This window comes from Paenibacillus sp. J22P90, assembly GCF_059692195.1.
Genome location: NZ_JCAUAY010000001.1, coordinates 343,856 through 361,552, shown reverse-complemented (window position 1 = coordinate 361,552; position 17,697 = coordinate 343,856). Strand labels below are relative to the sequence as shown.

The following is a 17,697-nucleotide window of genomic DNA, read 5'->3' as shown; positions in this document are numbered from 1 at the left end:
ATCGTTTCAACCATTCTACTTGCATATTAGTCCTTATCTCCTCTTCCTTCTTGAAGTTTCTGATATTGTTTAGGCGTATGTCCATATTTGTCTTTAAATAATCGAATGAAATGATGGGTTGAGTTGTAGCCTAGTTGAGAAGAAATGTCTTGAACCGAGAGTCTTTCCTCCATTAGAAGTATCATCGCTCTCTTTAATTTCATATCCGTTACATACTCTGTGAAAGTTGAACCGATTACCGTTTTGAATAATTTACTGACGTAGTTTGGAGAAATGTTTAAATGATCAGCAATTAAATCAAGCGAGAGCTGATTACTCATATTTGCTTGAATAAATTGGTTGATTTTCTCCTGTAATTTGGCATCTACTTTTAATTTACCTGTTTGTCCTTTATCTATGACCAACTGTACGATGGGACTCACCCACTCGGGGAACAACTCCATTTTACGTAGTCTGACAAAAGCTTCTTGAATCTCAAAGCCTAGCAGTTGTTCTGATGACATGCCCATTGCATGAATCCTTTTTCGAATTAAGACAACAATATCGTTTAAAACCGATTTACAGTAGTTTACGGTATATAGGTTAGCTGACATATGTACCACTAAGGCTTGCATGGTTTGTTGTAATTGATCATGAGTCCCCTCACGGAGTCCTTCTTCAATTTTCTGAATGTAGGATAGGATAGGTCCGGACTCTTTTCTTTCGGGAATAGACAAGTTTTCATAATGAATGACAGGATCGGAGAGGAGAAATTCATAAGCTAAAGCTTCCTTCGCTTCTCTGAATCCGTCTGCAATTCTTGTTTCAATAACCAGGTTCGGGTTGCTGACACTCAGTGTATACGCCATACTTAATTGCGAATTCAAAATCATCTGCATATGAGAAATTATGGCATCCATATCGACATTTTCATGATAATTGACGATGCCTGAAATATGCTCATCCTCATCTTGAACGGCATACATGCTGCATAAAGGATTCTCCATTTCCAATTCTTGCACAAGATTGTATAGCTTCATAATAACCTGCTCGAAATTCTCATTCTGAGGATGGAGGTGGATGACAAAACAAAACATCCAAGGTCGGTTAATTTGAACCCCTGTCAAATTGGCATTTGGCATCTCTGGCTCGTTAATGATGACATTGCCTGTTAAAAGTTTCATTATATAGGTATGACGAATAACCGGCTTGTTTCTTTCCAAATTCAACTTCAATTCATCAATTTCTGTCCCAATCGGCTTATAGGCCTTCCTTGTTATCCAAGCAGCAACCGCCAAGTTAATCAGGAATAAAATACTGCCCGTAATCAATAGCCAATTCCGGATTTCGATGGATTTACCGAAAAAGGCATCGACCGGTGTAATGGACAAGTAGCGCCAATGATTAATATCAGACAGAGAATACGATATAATGCTGGATTGTCCGTTCACTTTGGTTTTCAAAATTCCTTCATTTTCCTTAGAGCCGAGTAGTTTTTGACGAACATCCATCTCCAGTTGATTCCACAAGACATCGTCATGCGTCCCGGTCATAAATTCTCCATCTTCGGTCACAGCAAATAACGGACTCCCACCCATAAAATTATATTCATTCATCATTCCCCGAATGGCTTCCACATTCAGATTGATCGCGACAACACCAAGCCTGCTGCTTAACGGAGCAAAATAAGGAATACTGCGCACATAAGTAATCATTCTTTTGGCATCTTCAGGATTACCAGATGAATTATTCAACCAGGCTATCATTTTATCCGATTCGTTGAAATCATGAAGCCAGTTTTCTCGGAATCCCAATAAACAACCCGTCGAGGGGAGAAGACAAACATTCGTATCCTGAAACAATATCTGATTACTACGATAGTAAATGTCAATTGAATCTATATAGTTTATCCGGTTTTTAATTTCAAAAATTCGTTTGGACGTCTGCAGGATCTTAGATGAATCCTTCGTAATATCGTGTTGGAGCGGATACACCAATGGCTCATCGCTTTCCAGATCAGAAAAATACAGACTAGGAATGTCAATGACATCTCTTAATACCTTCTGGTCCAAAAAATTTCGAAATTGGGATACCGTTTGCAAATTCAGCTTCGTTAATTCCTTATCATAATTAGTGACAAAATATTGATATAAAACAAAAGTTGGAATAATCGTAATAATGACGACAAGTAAGAGGTTAAAAGCCATAAGACGGATGAATGATTGGTTATTTTGGATGAACAATTTCATGTTAGTATCACTCCTCAGTTGTCACAGATTATACACTGGGAATCTGCGGTGTTCAATCATTTGCAACCTGTTCCCCGTCATTGGATGACCTGCTTACACTCAAATCAATCTGGAAAAACAGGGAGGATATACTCCTCCCTGCATTTAATCGGCTTTATTTACCAACCATTTTATTGTAAGTGTCGGTCCAATCTTTCTCGATCTGATCGCCACCGCCGCTTCTGAACTTCTTAACGAACTCGTCAAACGAGTCAATCGTACTTTCGCCTGTAATAATTTTCAAATACGTTTCGACTTCTAACTTGCCAAGCGTATTCGCATTCTTGGAGAAAGAATCAACAACTGGCATTGGGATCGGTTCATAACCTTTAGTTTTCGTTTTATCCGCAAATTGGAAATTAAATTGATCTTTCTTCTTCACCCATTCGTCAGGTGATTGACCGACACTAAAAATAAAGCGTCCCTTCACTTCGGCCGGCGTCTTCGTATCGCCATCGAGCGTAACGAACTTGCCATTATCCATCTTCCAATCTTTGTCCTTAAGCCCCTGTGTAATTGTCAACCAGTACTCATTATCGGCATAGTCGGCTTCGATCATTTTGAGGACGGTTTCTACTTTACGAGGATCTTTTGTTCCTTTTGTTGTAAATAGGATAGAGTTACCAAATGCTTGCCATTGCGGTGTTCCTGATGCCCCATTTGGTCCTACTGGCGCTTTACCAAATGTATATGTCCCGTTCGGTTGCGATTTCTTGAACTCGATGTACTGTCCGCCACCTTGATCTTGTGGGCTGGCTGGATCCAGTTCATTCCGCCAATGGGCGAACAAGCCCTTACCGGTTAAACCGATTCGGTTATTGAAAAACGCTTGTGAATTTGCCCAATAGCCTGTTGTATTCTCACTAGTCAGGAACTCTGGATCAATCAGTCCTTGCTTATACCATTTTTGCAAGAGCGCAAGCGCATCCTTCATTTCCGGCTGAATGCCGGCAATGACAACCTTACCATCTTTCATCATCGGCACAACGGCCTTTATAGGCTCTTTAACACCAGCTTTAATATCATCCCAGGCCGGACGTCCGAAAGCACCCATAATTGCTGGTATCGCAAAGTCAGACATCCCGTATGTATCTTTTTTGCCATTTCCGTCAGGGTCTTCGTTGCGGAATTTGATTAGAGCTTGCTCTACTTCTTGAATCGTCTCCGGCGTTTTGGTAATCCCGACTTTCTTAAGCCAATCGTCCCGCCAAATAACAGCAGTCGGGTAACTAGAATTTATGTTTGTCGACGGAAGCGCATACAGTTTACCGTTATATTTGCCGAAGTCCCAGGACTGTTTGTAATTGGTATCAATAAACTTAGCATATGTAGGCGCATATTTCCGCACTAAAGCTTCATCAATAGGGGCAGCAACACTTTGATCAATCAGTTTAGGTAATGTGCCTACCAAACTCATGACGTCCGGCATTTCACCAGATGCTAACTTTACATTCAAGCTTTCTTCGCGATTTTGCGCATCCAGGTACCAAACGTTAAATTTCGCGTTAAACTTCTGTTCAACGAGCTTCTGAATCGGATTATTTGCCCCGTCCGCCATTTGTGCATAGGAGTTATGTGCCAAATAATCGATCGTCACCGGCCCTTGACTTGCTGCGGCAGTTGGACTTGCTTTTGGTGTCTCGGAAGCATTGTTGTTTCCACATGCGGCCATTACGCTTGCTGCTAAAGTGGTTGTTACCAAAACCTTCATCATTTTTTTCAACGAAACCATTCCCCCTGTAAATAGATAGTATACACTATGTTAACCCGGTTCATCACCGAGGACTAACCTTTCACCGAACCAATCAAAGCCCCTTGAATGAAATACTTTTGAAGAAACGGGTATATGATGAGAATTGGTAAAATAGCTACGACCAGCACTGCCATTTTGAGCGTATCCGTATTAATCACTTGCCGATTACCGCCAGTCATTTGCTCAATCAATGGATCGCTGCCCGTTATTAAAATGTTTCTCAGCACAAGCTGCAGCACTTGTTTGCTTGCGTCTTGGATATATATCATGCTGTCAAACCAGGCATTCCAATGGTAAACTGCTGCATACAAACCAACTGTTGCAATAATAGGCATGGAGAGCGGCAGTACGATTCGGAACAAAATAAACATTTCGTTAGCACCATCGATTTTGGCAGCTTCCTCTAGACTTTCCGGCAAGGCTGCCAAGAAACTACGAGCGACTAGCAGCATATACGTGCTGATAGCTCCAGGTAGAATAAGAGCCCAAATCGTGTTTAACATCCCGAGGTTTCTTATCAATAAATAAGATGGAATAAGACCGCCTGAGAAAAACATCGTTATTACGATGAAAATCGTCCAAAATTTACGATGAGGCAGATGTTTTTTAGCCAGCGGATACGCCCCCATAAAGGTAAGCAAAATAGTTAGCGTCGTACCTAATAGCGTTCGAATTATCGTATTTTTATAAGCAACCCAAATCGATCCGTTTTGGAATACACCTGCATACCCGCTGAAATCAAATTTTGTTGGGATAAAATGAAAACCGTATTGGTTCACGACTTCAGGCGGGCTTACAGAAATCGTGACTACTTGCATTAGAGGCAGTAGAAACGAGATCGCAGCTAACGTTAATATGAAATAAATCAATCCGACAAATAACCGATCAAATCGAGATAAACGAACTTTCATGCAATCTCTCCTATGTTTCCAAATTAAATAATGCTCTCATCTGTAAAACGCTTAGCCAACTGGTTAGCTGTCAGAACAAGAATGAGCGCCACAACGTTCTTAAACAAACCGACTGCAGCTGCGTAGCTGAAATTCATCTTGGTCAAACCTTCTTTATACGTATACGTAGACAATACTTCACCCACATCAAGTACCTTGGCATTCAGCAAATTAAACACTTGCTCAAAGTCGTCGTTAATGATTGAACCTGTAGCTAAAATGAGCATAATCACAATAACCGGTGCGATAGACGGCAAGGTAATCATCCAAATACGCTGCAACCGATTGATTCCATCCACTTCCGCCGATTCATACATTTCCGGATTAATTCCCGCAATTGCTGCTAGAAATATGATTGTTGAAAAACCAATATTTCTCCATATATCGGAACTTACAAGAATGCTGCGGAACCAACTTGCTTCTGTAATAAAGTATATCGGCTCAAATCCGAAATGGGTCAGCACAATATTGACAGGTCCTCGGCTAGGCGAAAGGAACTCAATAATCAATCCGGATAGTACGACCCAGGAAAGAAAATGCGGCATATAGCTGATCGTTTGAACCATTTTTTTAAACCAACTGTGTACGACTTCATTTAACATAAGCGCTAGTATAATAGGTGCGCTAAATCCAATCAGCAGTTTATAGAAATTAATGATGAGCGTATTTGCAAGCACGGTGAGAAAATATTCACCAGTAAATAAATCTCTAAAATTTTCGAGCCCTACCCAAGGACTTCCCGATACTCCTTCAAGTAATTTGTAATTTTTAAAAGCAATGAGTACACCGTACATCGGTCCGTAGTGAAAAATAGCATAATAAGCAATGACCGGCAAAAGCATTATGAACAAATACTTATTTGTCCAATATTGTTCCAAAATCGTTTTTTCCTTTGACGCCTTATTCATTCTGACGCTTGCTACCTTAAAGTCCATGTCCAAATACTTTTCACCTCAATCAGTCTGCATTTTCAAATTTGTTAGCGGTTGCAACTCCTGATGCCAATCTTAATCAACCCTTTAATCACTTACAATAACAAAATGACGCAAAAAATATCACTAATCTACACTTTCGATGGACTTGTACAAAAATATCATGATCCTGACTAATAACACGATCTGGTGTTGGTTTTATTTGATTGCAAAACAACTCAAAGTCCAGAGTAAATCATTGTTCAATATTAAAAAATCAAAAGCCTTACGTTTTTATCGTAAGGCCTATCTTTATTAAAACCTTCCATCTCGAAATCTCATTACCCGCTTCGCCTGCTCCGCAACCTGCCGGTCATGTGTAATCACAATAATCGTGCACCCTTGTTCATTCAACCGCTTAAAAATATCCATGATCTCTGCGCCAGTCTTCGAATCCAGCGCCCCCGTTGGCTCATCCGCTAGAATGATCGGCGGATCGCCTGCTAACGTGCGCACAATCGCAACGCGCTGCTGCTGTCCGCCAGACAGCTCCGAAGGCATATGCTTCCTTCGATCTATTAAATCCACCGCTTCCAACGCTTTTACAACCATCGGCTCTCTTTGCTTTCTCGTCATCCCCCGATAAATTAGCGGAAGCTTCACAAATCTTCCCCTGTATTGTCGAATTTTTTGAGGTTGTGGACACGAAGCAACGTAATTTTGCTTTGAATCTCTCGTATGACAAAAAGGAAGCTGCTACCACATGGCAAGCTGCTCCCTAACTATTTAACTCCTGTCAATATCGCCCTTGAGCAACGCCGTTCATTAACAAATATATCTCTATTTAATGGTTTTTTCCTGCTGATATATATTTATTAAGTATTCAAGTTCTTGCGAAGTTTTCAACGCCTGCAGTGACATATAACCATACTATTGGCAAACGTCATACATTTCGGTCCTTTTGTGTTCTATTTCCAACCGAATTTGAGTTACGCTTTTCACACAAATCAACCTCCAAGATGAATTTCAATTACTAGACTCTTTTCCATATCTGCTCATCATGGAGTAAACCGGAAATCTAAAAGGACACCCTACCAAGAGCGAAATGCCTCATTGATGGCTAGTCTCTCGTCTAATTGTGGATAACGACCACCGAAACGGGTACTACTAACTGTTGTTATAAATGCTTCTCTTCAAAAATGATTCTCAGTGAGTCATTCACATGTAAAACGTCTATACTACTATCCTTGGGGAAGCCATCCGCTTCTATGGCAATCAGTCTCCACTTACTGGAAATTTGGAGTTTGATGGGCTGGTCGCTTTGCAGCTCATAAATCCAGCGTTTTTCTTGTTCTTCTCTATGCCACTTAATATTGACCTGTCCCTTTACATTGTCAAGCGGCAGCTTTCCTTCCGCAAATTCGAGGCTTCCCGGCTTGGGATTCCAGTAAAAAGAGGATGCATCGCCCGATTCATCTGGTAGTAAGCCAAGCAAGTGCCGTGATAACTGCCAAGTAGGACAGGCGGACCAAGCATGGCAATGGCTCCAACGCGGATCAAAAACCTCAAGTAGCGTGGTTGCACCCAACTCTATCATCCACCCCCAGCAGACCCTATACTGCTCCAGCACAAAATCCGCCTCACCCGCTTCCCATAAGGCATGCAAAGCAAAATGTGAAAAATAAGGAGTTATCAAGCAATTATGATTCGCTGCAGGATGCGAAAGACGTGGAGCCGAGACATCATTGGGAAAACAATGTAGCATATGCTGTTTCACAAAATGTACGGCATTTTTCTTTTGCTCACCATCCAACAGATTCAACCATAGTGCAAGCACAGTCGAATGATATCCCGGGGTAAACGGGCTTTCTTTCAACTCATCATTAGATGCAACAGAATGAGCCATAATACCAGCAGAATTTTTAAAAGTTTGATGGATTAACACTTCCAATGACTCCGCTTGCTCTATTCTACGCTCTGAAGCTGCCCATTCGCCTATTTCTTTTTCCCATAAAGCAAGATCACGTAGTGCGCCAAGCATCATAATATTCAGGGAAACATTAATTTCTCCAGCTTCGATGGAATGTCCCCAATCAATGAAATCCCACCCCTCAAATTCGGTAATTCCTCTTGGACTCATATTTTTCAAAAATAATGCTATTGTTTTCTCTGCCGTATCATAGCATTCAATTAATAAAGCGCGGTCCCCGGTTTTCCAGTAATATCGCATGCACCCACTAACCCACAAAAGCGCATAAGAGCTAAGATATCCATTCTGTCCTGGATACAGCCCGCTAACCATTCCCTCTGGAGATCTGCAATGAGAAGCTTGAAGCAACCCCCTGCGAATCAAGGACAAGTCGCCAAAAGAAACACTAAGTGTTTCCATCCCAACCGCCACAGCATCCCCAAGCCATTGCCCCCGCTCACGCGTCGGCGTATCGGTTAAGGCATCCTCGCTGCAGGCTTGCAACGTATGCAGCCCCTTCAGCCAAATGTCATTTAACAAAGGATCGCTGCAATTAAATGCTCCCCTAGGTTTATCAAAATAAGTACGCTGCATGCCTTCAACACTAATCTGATCGAGTTTTATATCCGGATCTGAAATATGCAGCTCCAGAAAACGGAAACCACGCGGAGAAAATGTTTGCAAAACCTGTTTGCCTGCATTGGTAATCCAACGATCCATGTTGCATGAATTACTGTCAGATAATGTAATGATTGGACACACGCGTCCATCTGTAAGGGATTCACAATAGCCAGCTTCAACTATCGTACCCATTGGAGCATCCAGGATAATTTTCGGACAATACAAGCCGATTAATCCTAAATCAAACCTCATCCATACCCCTTCTGGAGGCAAGCCTGGTGCCAGATCACGCATCATAAACCGAATGGGAATATCATCATTTATGTAGCCGAATCGATTCGTATATTTCCCCTCAGCCAACAGCTTTCCTTCTCTAGAAAGTGTGTAACAATCAGCAATGGATTTGGGGCAGTAAGCTCCAAGTTGAACAGCTACCTCTTCAGGCTCGACCCAATCGGCTCCCTTGTGGAGGTAAGCAAGATCAGGCAACAGTCTCATATCGCATTGCTCCATCCACCCTAACTGAACATTCAAACGACGTTGCGAATGGGCAAACGCCTCAAGCTCCTTGCATGTCCATTGCAAAGGCAGTCTTCCTAATCCCCCCAGAACTTCGCATTGCAGAAAGGCTGGTGTTTCCGGTGCAAGCATGCGTGTTGAAACGCCATAATAGTGCACAACGACTGAAAGCACATGCTTTCCTTGCCTCAAATCGAGCTGACATTCATCATATTCGGGATGATCAGCCTCGAAGCGTGCAGGGCCTTGGACAAATTCGGTTCCATCTATATATCCACGATAAACATTGCTGCCAAATATGTTAACGGTAGTGGTGCCTTCTTGTTCAATCATAAGCTCCGTTTGGAACATAACATAAACATTCTCACGACGTGATGCCCCGGGGTACCACATATATTTACTAGTCTGCATTTCACCACTCCATATGTAAGAAAATCAAATCCCAACGGTGCAATCAAGAAACCAGGAAACGATAGTCGCCCGAACCTATTTGAAGCACTACATACTTTCCTTCCTGTCGCAGGAAGGAGATATCTTTGGTTACATTCACTGGCTGTCCGCTTTCCGTGACACTGTTCACACTTAAAGCCGGCACATAAACAGTTGCCTTCACATTCACGGGTATGGTGACATCAAGCTGGAATTGAGCGGATTCATTCAACTGCCAATGAACCTCTACTCTACCCTGACTAAGGTCGTGGTGAGCCTTTACCCACTGAATTCCACCGACAATATGCGGAGTAATATCTACATGATGGGAGCTTGATATTTCATAGTTGACCCTAATGCCTGCCATGCTCGAGTAAAACCATTCTTCCGGATGTCCAAACATGAAATGATTTTGCGAAAGTCCTGCTGTCGGTCCGTCCCACAGTTCTGTTAGCGTTGTTGCGCCATGAGCAATTTGGTAACCGTAACTAGGATGCTCCGTTTTATTCAACAGAGTGGCAATAATGTCCGCCTGGCCCTCATCGGTTAATGCCTTCAACATAAACCGCAAACCGACTTCCCCTCCGGAAGGACTGTTCCCTTTATCTTGTATATCCTGGATGATGCTGTCCAGCACCTTCTCCCGCAGCGCTTTCGGCACCATATCCAACGCGAGCGGCATGGCATTCGACGTTTGGCTGCCTGTGGCGAATTGACTCGTTTGCGGGTCAAGGAACTTGCTATTAAAGGCCGTTTTAATGCTCATTGCAAGCCCCGCGAAAATCTCAGCGTCATCAGATTCCCCCATAATTCGCGCTATTCTCTCCATGATCACAGCGTCATAATAGTAGGTTGCTGAAGCGGTGACCGGAATCGGGGTATTCACTGGAAATCCGTCAGACCCAACATCACACCAATCACCCAGTCCATGGCTTAGAAGATCACCGCTGGAAAGTACCGTTAAATAATTCATATACTTTTTCATGCCTGCATAATGCTGTTCAAGAATGTCTCTATCCCCATACCAATTATAGGCATACCAAGACGTGATGATATAAGCACTGCCCCATTCGGGTGAATCGCGAAATCCTTCTTCAAAAACGGTATACTCCGGAGCAATATCGGGAATAAGTCCATTACTCAACTGAGCCTCAGCCATATCCTTGATTATTTTGCTAAACAAGGCGGGTACATAATAGTTGTACATAATGGAAGGTCCCATTAAATGCGATTGTTCCAACCATCCGAGCTTTTCTCTATGCGGACAATCCGTCAACACACTTTTTAAATTGCTAAGAATAGCCCAATTAATATTCTCGTGGATACGATTCCACAGCGGATTGGAACAAGAAAACGCGCCTACTGTCTGCACATTCGGATAAATCATTTGTCCTACTATACGATTAAGCACTGGCGGTTGCTCGATAGTGACTAGATTTGCCCCGTCCGGAACTGCTCCTTCCACTTGAATATACCGAAAGCCTGAGTATGAAAATCGCGGACTCCAGCATTCTTCATCTTCCCCCTTTAATGTATAGGAGAAATAACTTGGGCTTTTCGTCCATTTTTGATTAACTGCACCTTGGTCATCCACGAGTTCACCATAAGTAAACCTGACATTAGACCCGCGAATTCCTGTTATTGCAATTTGAATCCATCCAGAGAAATTTTGCCCAAAATCATAAATATAAACTCCCGGCGAGCATTCATTTACTCGAATAGGCTGAAAGGATTTCATTACTTTTATTGCAGGCATCTGCTGAGCTTGAAGCTTACCGCTTGGAGCCACGACACAATTAGCCTTTCTCCATCGACTATCCTCCATAAATCCGGCTTGGTCCCATCCGGCCTGTTCCAGTCGGGCATCATAGTCTTCTCCGCCATACATGCAAGAGAATGTAATCGGCCCCCTGCTAATTTTCCAGTCTTCTCCGCTAACGAATTGCTGCGATGTTCCGTCTTTATATTCGACCTCCAGTTGCACAATCAGTTTAGGTTCGCCAAAACTGCCTAGATATTTGGTGTAACGGCCCCCCCTTACATTATAAAAACCGTTTCCCAACATAACGCCAACAGCGTTATCGCCTGGTTGCAAGTATGGCGTAACATCATGAATCGCATATAAACATGACTTGTCATAGTTCGTCCAGCCTGTCTCCAAGACATCATTTCCGACCTTTTCTCCATTCAACCTCATCTCGAAATGCCCAAGTCCGCAAATATAAGCCTTTGCCCGCAGCACTTCTTTGTCCAGTTGAAATATCGACCTGAAAATGGGTAAAGGCGTTCCTGAACTAATTGACTCTGTCGTCTTTGCCGCTTCATCCTCAACTGCCCAAATCTGCTTGTCTTTTTCTGTAACTCCAATCCATTGTGCTTTCCAATCTTGCTGATGAAGCAAAGCCATCTCCCAAATACCGCTATCGCTGTAGGAGGACGGTTGACCGTTCGAGTCCCAAACTCGCACCTTCCAATAATACCGCTTCCCGGATTGCAGCAATGCACCTCCATAGGCAATATTTCGGTTTTCATTCGAAATCACTATGCCGCTATCCCATAATAAAACTGTGTCACTTTCCAGATCTTCCAGACTCTGTGCAACAACAATTTGATAAGCCGTTTGAATCTGCATCCGTTGCTTTGATTCATATCCCCAGCTAAATCTGGGATGCTGCTTTTCAATTCCAAGTGGATTTGCCATATATTCAACTTCAATGTTAATCACTTTCAGTTCAGCCGTCATAATAATTCCTACTCCCAGATTAATCTGCTTTAATTAAAGCATAAGCTTCTTCCACAATTTCAACTTTCGCTTCTTTATACAATTGGTCCACGTATTTTTCATAATTGGCGTTGATATAGAGATGTTCAAGCTTTGCCTTGTTTTCATCATAAGAGGCATATCCCATATTCTTCTTCTCCATACAGGATACTATCCAATATCTTCCATATGCCTCGAACACGCTGCTAACCTGCCCAACGGAGAGCTTGACAGATTCTTGGCCTACGAGATCAATCTCAAATTTATTTCTATACAGATTCTGATTATCGTAAGTCTTTTCTTCAAAGATTCCATCAAGGATATATAATTTAGCAACTTCAGCGAAATTTGCTCCGATATCAAGCTTTTTCTTGGCTTCATTTAACTTATCCTTTGCCATCTTTTGGAGGGCTTCGTCCACTATTCCATTATCGTTTACAAACTTCACAGATATCAGTTGAATCTTGGTTGCATTCCCTTTACTGAAAAGATTCTCTTTAACCGATTCGTAATATTGCTTCAAATTCGCATCAGTTGCTTTGAGTTCTTTTTTAGCCAGTTCTTCTTTAAGCAGAGTTACTTGATTACTAAATTTATGCGCAAAATATTCCCGTTCTCCATACGCTTCTGGCCCGTAAATAACCTCTTTATTTTCCTTTGTCGTTTTTCTGCGTTTATTTTCGACTGCCAATTCCTGAAGAAATGTCTTATAGCTTGTATCACCTAGAATTCCTTTTTTCTTCATCTCAATTTGCTGAACCTTTATTCTGACGATTTGCTCAAGCGAACGTTTTTTTATAACCATCAATGGATTTTCATTTCCGTAAGATGACGTCCAGAATTGGGGATTGTCCTCTACTTTGTATTTCTTTTGGAAGTAATCATAGACAAGAGCTCTTTCTTCGGATATTTCCTTGGTAAATTCAGCCGCAACGACAGCTTCTCCATTCACATTGGCAATCACGGTATCAGGAGAAATCACAGTTGTAGCTGTTGTAGAAACGGAAGGCACATTGGTTGATTTTCCTGCAGATTCGGGCGAAAAGTGACTGAGAACAGCTATTATAAGCGTAATAATGACGATAACCATTCCAGAACCCATAATAAGCTTCGCCCCCCGTGTAACTCCTTGTTTCGTCACTGGCTCATTCATAAAAGATATCCTCCTGATTCTGCAGCTGTCTTAAAAGCAAAAAACTGTGAAAGCGGATTTATAAATGAGCTTCCTTAATTCAAATTTAGTATAAACCATTAATAATTCCTCTTAAATAGAAAAAAGGAACTACTTACATAGAGAATGGGCACCTGCGTTCCACCAATGAAGCTAACCTGGGATCATCAATTTGTAGAAAAAACACCTTCCAAACACATTAAAAGCAATCGTGTTTGGAAGGCATTTAAACTTAATCTTTTAGGGATTAACTTCAACCTCAGCAAATTGTGTTACATAGTCTGACCCGAGCTGGCGATTTTTCGTTACATAGATTCGCACTCGATCTGTCGTGTCCGAAAAACCCCAGGTAAATACCTGTCCTGTGTTACCGGTCACTACATAGTTTGTTTGTGGTGCTCTATCCTGCCAATTGGTACCATCCCATACCTGAATCTTGAAATCCACAGGGAATCCTGTTCCCACAGCAACATCGTTTCTTGGATAGATGACCACTTTCGAAAAAGTCTTAATGGATCCAAAGTTGATTTCATACCATTCCGTATGCAATGGGTTGCTATTTCCTAATGCGCTGGAATAGCCTGCAGTTTCGCCTGGAATCGAATTTCGCTGCCCATCTACGCCCTTAACTCTATAGAATCCCCAATTCTCTACCGAGCTGTTTGTCGTTACCGTTGAATTAAATGCAAAATTGGTAGTTGGAGCTGCAAGACCCGCTCCATTATAAGCGCCTCGATTTGGCGCACCTGTTGCTGCAACTGCATTACCCCAGTAATCCAGAGATCCCAGATTCCAGGCTCCGGTATTCGTACCGCTGCCAATTGCGGGTGATCCAGTCTGCAATCTGTATCCATCCAAAGTATTTCTTCCGATTCCTGCAGATCCGGGATTTACCAACTTCGGATCTGAGGTGATCTTGTGGGCATCTGATGGTTCACTTGCAGGATGATGTCCGTAATACACATTATAATCCCAAGTCGGACCATTCGCTGTTTGAGGTGCATACGAGGTTGTGCCGAGCACATAGAAAATATTATTGTAAATAAAGGCAGCCCTGTTCAAAGAAGGCCAGTTATTGTGTTTCAAAATCATTGAATTCATTCCGGCAGACAAATACGCCGTATTATTATTAATATCAGTTGCATCTGAACCTTTTGGCATATCATTGCCGCATGATACGAATACGCCAGTTTTATCATTATTGGATATATTAAATCTTACTTTGGTGTTGTTAATATTGACGTCAGTTTGGGTAATCTCACAAAATAAGACAGAACCCCCCAAGTTATTATGGGTATAGTTGTATTGAATCGTTGTGTTATTACTGCCCAAGTCAACATCGAAGCCTTGCCCATCAACCGGATTCGTATCATTATACACTTCGTTATACTGAAAAATGGTATTGTCCGCAATCGCACTCCAAATACCGGCTGATGCAATATTGATATAACCTGTATTATTAGGATCATTGGGGCTATAAGATCTGCTTCCACCGTCATAAGCTACATTATATTGGACGGTAACATTCGAGGTGACAAAGTTAAGAATGCTATCTCCTCCTGAATCACGAATCGTATTATTCTGGATTGTAATATTGCTTGACTTGGGATATGCTGCCCATTGAGTCGCGCCTGTCCCGGCGTATTGCCAGGAAAGACCGACAAAGATTCCCACACGATCCACGGTATATACATTGTTATGTTCAATAACTACATCATTCCATTTGGAGTTATTTGTTCCATTCGCTACAACGGCAATGCCGCCATTGGTTCCGTAGAAACCTGTCTTATACCCGTTTACATCATGGACAGTATTATATCCAATGTAAATGTGATCCAGCTGACCGCCCGAATCGTTATGTGTTTTGATCCCTACATATTGACCTCTCGATCCGCCTGTGTTCGTAACCTCCAGGTTGCGTATTTCCCAATACGACTGGTTATTTAGATAAACTGTTCCGTTTGTATTGCCTCCACCGTTAATGATCGGCTTATTGCCGGTACCGTACTTGTCAATTTTGATATAAGCCCCGCTATTACCCGAGCCCTTCGGCCAGAGCTGCTCGTTCCATACACCTCCAGACTTGAGCAAAATAGTATCACCAGGCGCAAATGTAGTCCCATTTACCTTAGCTAATGTTTTCCAAGGCGTGCTGGTGCTCGTTCCGTTGTTCGTGTCCAATCCTGCTGGATCCACATAATACGTTGCCGCTGATGCTTCTGCGGACGATATAAGAAGAGTAATCAAGAATGCGAATACTGTAAATGCTAAACTACCGATTAATTTTTTCATGTTAAGACTCCTCTCAATTGTATACCTCTAGAAATCCAATTGGATAAAGCGCTTTCTTTTTTGTTTTAAAGCAAGCGAGTACATTAGTAACTTAGACCGTTATTTCTCCTCCTTCGTTTTAGCTTCAATATTTATTAGACAACTTCTCCGTCTAGTATTCAATGGAAGAATGGAACTATTTGCATAGATAATCGATACCTCTGGCGCAGTCGAGATGATATTTATTAAAAAAACCCCCTGAACACATCATTCTATAAAAGCAATGCGCGCTCGGAAGGCATGTTCCAACCTTTTAGCTTAACCTTTAACCGCTCCCGACATTCCGTCGATAATATGCTTCTGTGCAATGACATAAACCACCATGACAGGGAGCATGCATAACAACAATTGCGCGAATACATAGTTATAATCGTTGCCATTTTTGGCGCTCATGAATTTATAGACGGTAAGCGTAATCGTTCTTTTGGAACTGTCGCTCAACAATAACAATGGCCAGATGAAATCATTCCATATGGTCAGGAATCCGAAAATGGCCGCCGTTGCGATAATCGGACCGAGCAGTGGGAAAATCACTCTGAAATACAAGGTTAAGCTGTTGGCCCCATCGACAATGGCCGCTTCATCTATTTCCACTGGAATCCCATTCACAAAACCAGTCATCATAAATATGATTAGCGAGTAACTTAACGCTGCAAATAGCAACACAACACCGATATAACTGTTCGTCAATCCTAACTGGTACATCAATTTAACGGTGGTAATGTAGAAAGGAGGCGCGATCAGTCCGCAAATAAATATATTTAATACTATGGCGCTTAACCTGCTCTTCCTTCGTGCGAGGGTAATCGCAGCCACAGAAGATGTCAGAATTATAAAAATGACCGAACTGCACGTGATGAGCATACTGTTCATAAAACCATTTAATACATTTCCCTCTTTAAGAACATAAGCATAATTGTCCCACACCCATTTGGAAGGCAAGGCCAAACTAAATTCCCCGGCCTCTGCGGATGTTTTGAGCGAACCCAAAATTACCATAAGGAATGGAACAATGACGATTAGACTTAAAATGGCTACTGAAAGCGGCAATATCCAGCTTGTGTGTTTGTTCATAGTTGTATCTCCCTTTTCTTGAGGAAGTAGAACATAGTAAACGAAACGATCGATATGAATAGAAAAAACAGTAAGTTAGCTGCGGAACCAAATGCCAGATTTCCTTCGGTAAATTGATTGTAAATAAACGTATTAATCACTTGAGTTTCTCCTGCAGGACCGCCATTGGTCATCAATAAGATATAGTCAAAAATCTTTAATGATCCGATTAGTGTTAGTAGGACGTTTATCGTAATCGCAGGTGCGATCAATGGTATAACAATAATCCGAACTCGTGTCCAATATCCGCAACCATCGATATTAGCCGCTTCAAGCATTTCCTTGGAAATCCCTTGGAGCGAAGCCAAATAAATGGCCATGGTTAAGCCTGCTGATACCCAAACATTAACGGACGCAACAGAGAATAACGCGGTTGAGAAGTTGCCTAGCCATTCAAACTGTAGAGAACCGACCCCAATCCAGCTTAAAAATTGATTTAAAATGCCAGTTGGCCGATAAATGGATGAAAAGATGTAGCTTGAAATTAATGAACCTACGATGACAGGCAAGAAAAAGACCGCTCTGAAGAAATTTCTGCCGAAAAATTTTTCATTCAGCAGCAAAGCCAATGCTAAACCAATCAAATTCTGGAAAACGGTAACGAATACTGCATATTTGATTGTGTGCAGAAAAGGCCTATAAAAGCTTTGTTCCGAACCGTCAAACAATCGTAGAAACTGATCCAAGCCAATGAATTTAATGCTCTCTTTTTGGATTTGCCAATCCGTAAATGAATATACAAAGCTCGACAGTGTCGGTAAAACGTATAGTACCAGATAAATAAAGAAAGCAGGTACGATAAACCAGTAGGGGTAGATCTTTGCTTTATTCATTCCATACCTCCTTATAGAAGAACTGCCTGCTTAAAGGCAAGCAGGCAGTTCGATGAATATCAATTCATT

11 protein-coding genes are annotated in these 17,697 nt (G+C 41.9%); all 11 read right to left on the bottom strand.

Features of this window, described 5'->3' with window-relative positions; all coding sequences use genetic code 11:
- Positions 1-26 precede the first annotated feature (26 nt).
- Entirely contained in the window at positions 27-2,228 is a 2,202-nt protein-coding gene (locus AC58UX_RS01430) for an AraC family transcriptional regulator (protein ID WP_497248995.1), read from the bottom strand.
- Positions 2,229-2,382: 154 nt separating this feature from the next.
- Positions 2,383-3,981, bottom strand: coding sequence for a type 2 periplasmic-binding domain-containing protein (locus AC58UX_RS01425; RefSeq protein WP_497250014.1), 1,599 nt, complete (start codon positions 3,979-3,981; stop codon positions 2,383-2,385).
- A 71-nt stretch (positions 3,982-4,052) separates the two neighbouring features.
- Positions 4,053-4,931 (bottom strand): carbohydrate ABC transporter permease, encoded by an 879-nt coding sequence (locus AC58UX_RS01420; RefSeq protein ID WP_497248993.1) that lies wholly within the window; start codon positions 4,929-4,931, stop codon positions 4,053-4,055.
- A gap of 23 nt (positions 4,932-4,954) precedes the next feature.
- A complete protein-coding gene (locus AC58UX_RS01415) occupies positions 4,955-5,878 on the bottom strand; it encodes an ABC transporter permease (RefSeq protein ID WP_497248991.1) in 924 nt (307 codons plus the stop codon).
- Between the two features lie 318 nt (positions 5,879-6,196).
- A complete protein-coding gene (locus tag AC58UX_RS01410) occupies positions 6,197-6,544 on the bottom strand; it encodes an ABC transporter ATP-binding protein (RefSeq protein ID WP_497248989.1) in 348 nt (115 codons plus the stop codon).
- A 514-nt stretch (positions 6,545-7,058) separates the two neighbouring features.
- Positions 7,059-9,401: an alpha-L-rhamnosidase-related protein gene (locus tag AC58UX_RS01405; protein WP_497248987.1), complete on the bottom strand. Its 2,343-nt coding sequence runs from the start codon at positions 9,399-9,401 to the stop codon at positions 7,059-7,061.
- Between the two features lie 43 nt (positions 9,402-9,444).
- A complete protein-coding gene (locus AC58UX_RS01400) occupies positions 9,445-12,162 on the bottom strand; it encodes an alpha-L-rhamnosidase (RefSeq protein ID WP_497248985.1) in 2,718 nt (905 codons plus the stop codon).
- A 19-nt stretch (positions 12,163-12,181) separates the two neighbouring features.
- Positions 12,182-13,333 carry a peptidylprolyl isomerase gene (locus AC58UX_RS01395; protein WP_497248983.1) on the bottom strand — a complete coding sequence of 384 codons (1,152 nt, stop codon included), beginning with the start codon at positions 13,331-13,333 and terminating at the stop codon, positions 12,182-12,184.
- A gap of 258 nt (positions 13,334-13,591) precedes the next feature.
- Complete coding sequence (locus AC58UX_RS01390; protein WP_497248981.1) at positions 13,592-15,643, bottom strand: discoidin domain-containing protein; 2,052 nt, start codon at positions 15,641-15,643, stop codon at positions 13,592-13,594.
- 297 nt (positions 15,644-15,940) lie between these two features.
- On the bottom strand, positions 15,941-16,756 hold the full coding sequence (locus AC58UX_RS01385) for a carbohydrate ABC transporter permease (RefSeq protein WP_497248979.1): 816 nt from the start codon (positions 16,754-16,756) through the stop codon (positions 15,941-15,943).
- Positions 16,753-17,628 (bottom strand): carbohydrate ABC transporter permease, encoded by an 876-nt coding sequence (locus AC58UX_RS01380; RefSeq protein ID WP_497248975.1) that lies wholly within the window; start codon positions 17,626-17,628, stop codon positions 16,753-16,755. Before AC58UX_RS01380 ends, AC58UX_RS01385 begins: the two co-directional genes overlap by 4 nt.
- Positions 17,629-17,697: the final 69 nt, after the last annotated feature.

What these genes read in the sequence shown, in the direction of transcription:
- AC58UX_RS01380 (WP_497248975.1), bottom strand. Translation starts at nt 17,628, where the DNA reads ATGAATAAAGCAAAGATCTACCCCTACTGGTTTATCGTACCTGCTTTC.
- AC58UX_RS01420 (WP_497248993.1), bottom strand. Translation starts at nt 4,931, where the DNA reads ATGAAAGTTCGTTTATCTCGATTTGATCGGTTATTTGTCGGATTGATT.
- AC58UX_RS01425 (WP_497250014.1), bottom strand. Translation starts at nt 3,981, where the DNA reads ATGATGAAGGTTTTGGTAACAACCACTTTAGCAGCAAGCGTAATGGCC.
- AC58UX_RS01400 (WP_497248985.1), bottom strand. Translation starts at nt 12,162, where the DNA reads ATGACGGCTGAACTGAAAGTGATTAACATTGAAGTTGAATATATGGCA.
- AC58UX_RS01430 (WP_497248995.1), bottom strand. Translation starts at nt 2,228, where the DNA reads ATGAAATTGTTCATCCAAAATAACCAATCATTCATCCGTCTTATGGCT.
- AC58UX_RS01405 (WP_497248987.1), bottom strand. Translation starts at nt 9,401, where the DNA reads ATGCAGACTAGTAAATATATGTGGTACCCCGGGGCATCACGTCGTGAG.
- AC58UX_RS01390 (WP_497248981.1), bottom strand. Translation starts at nt 15,643, where the DNA reads ATGAAAAAATTAATCGGTAGTTTAGCATTTACAGTATTCGCATTCTTG.
- AC58UX_RS01415 (WP_497248991.1), bottom strand. Translation starts at nt 5,878, where the DNA reads ATGAATAAGGCGTCAAAGGAAAAAACGATTTTGGAACAATATTGGACA.
- AC58UX_RS01395 (WP_497248983.1), bottom strand. Translation starts at nt 13,333, where the DNA reads ATGAATGAGCCAGTGACGAAACAAGGAGTTACACGGGGGGCGAAGCTT.
- AC58UX_RS01385 (WP_497248979.1), bottom strand. Translation starts at nt 16,756, where the DNA reads ATGAACAAACACACAAGCTGGATATTGCCGCTTTCAGTAGCCATTTTA.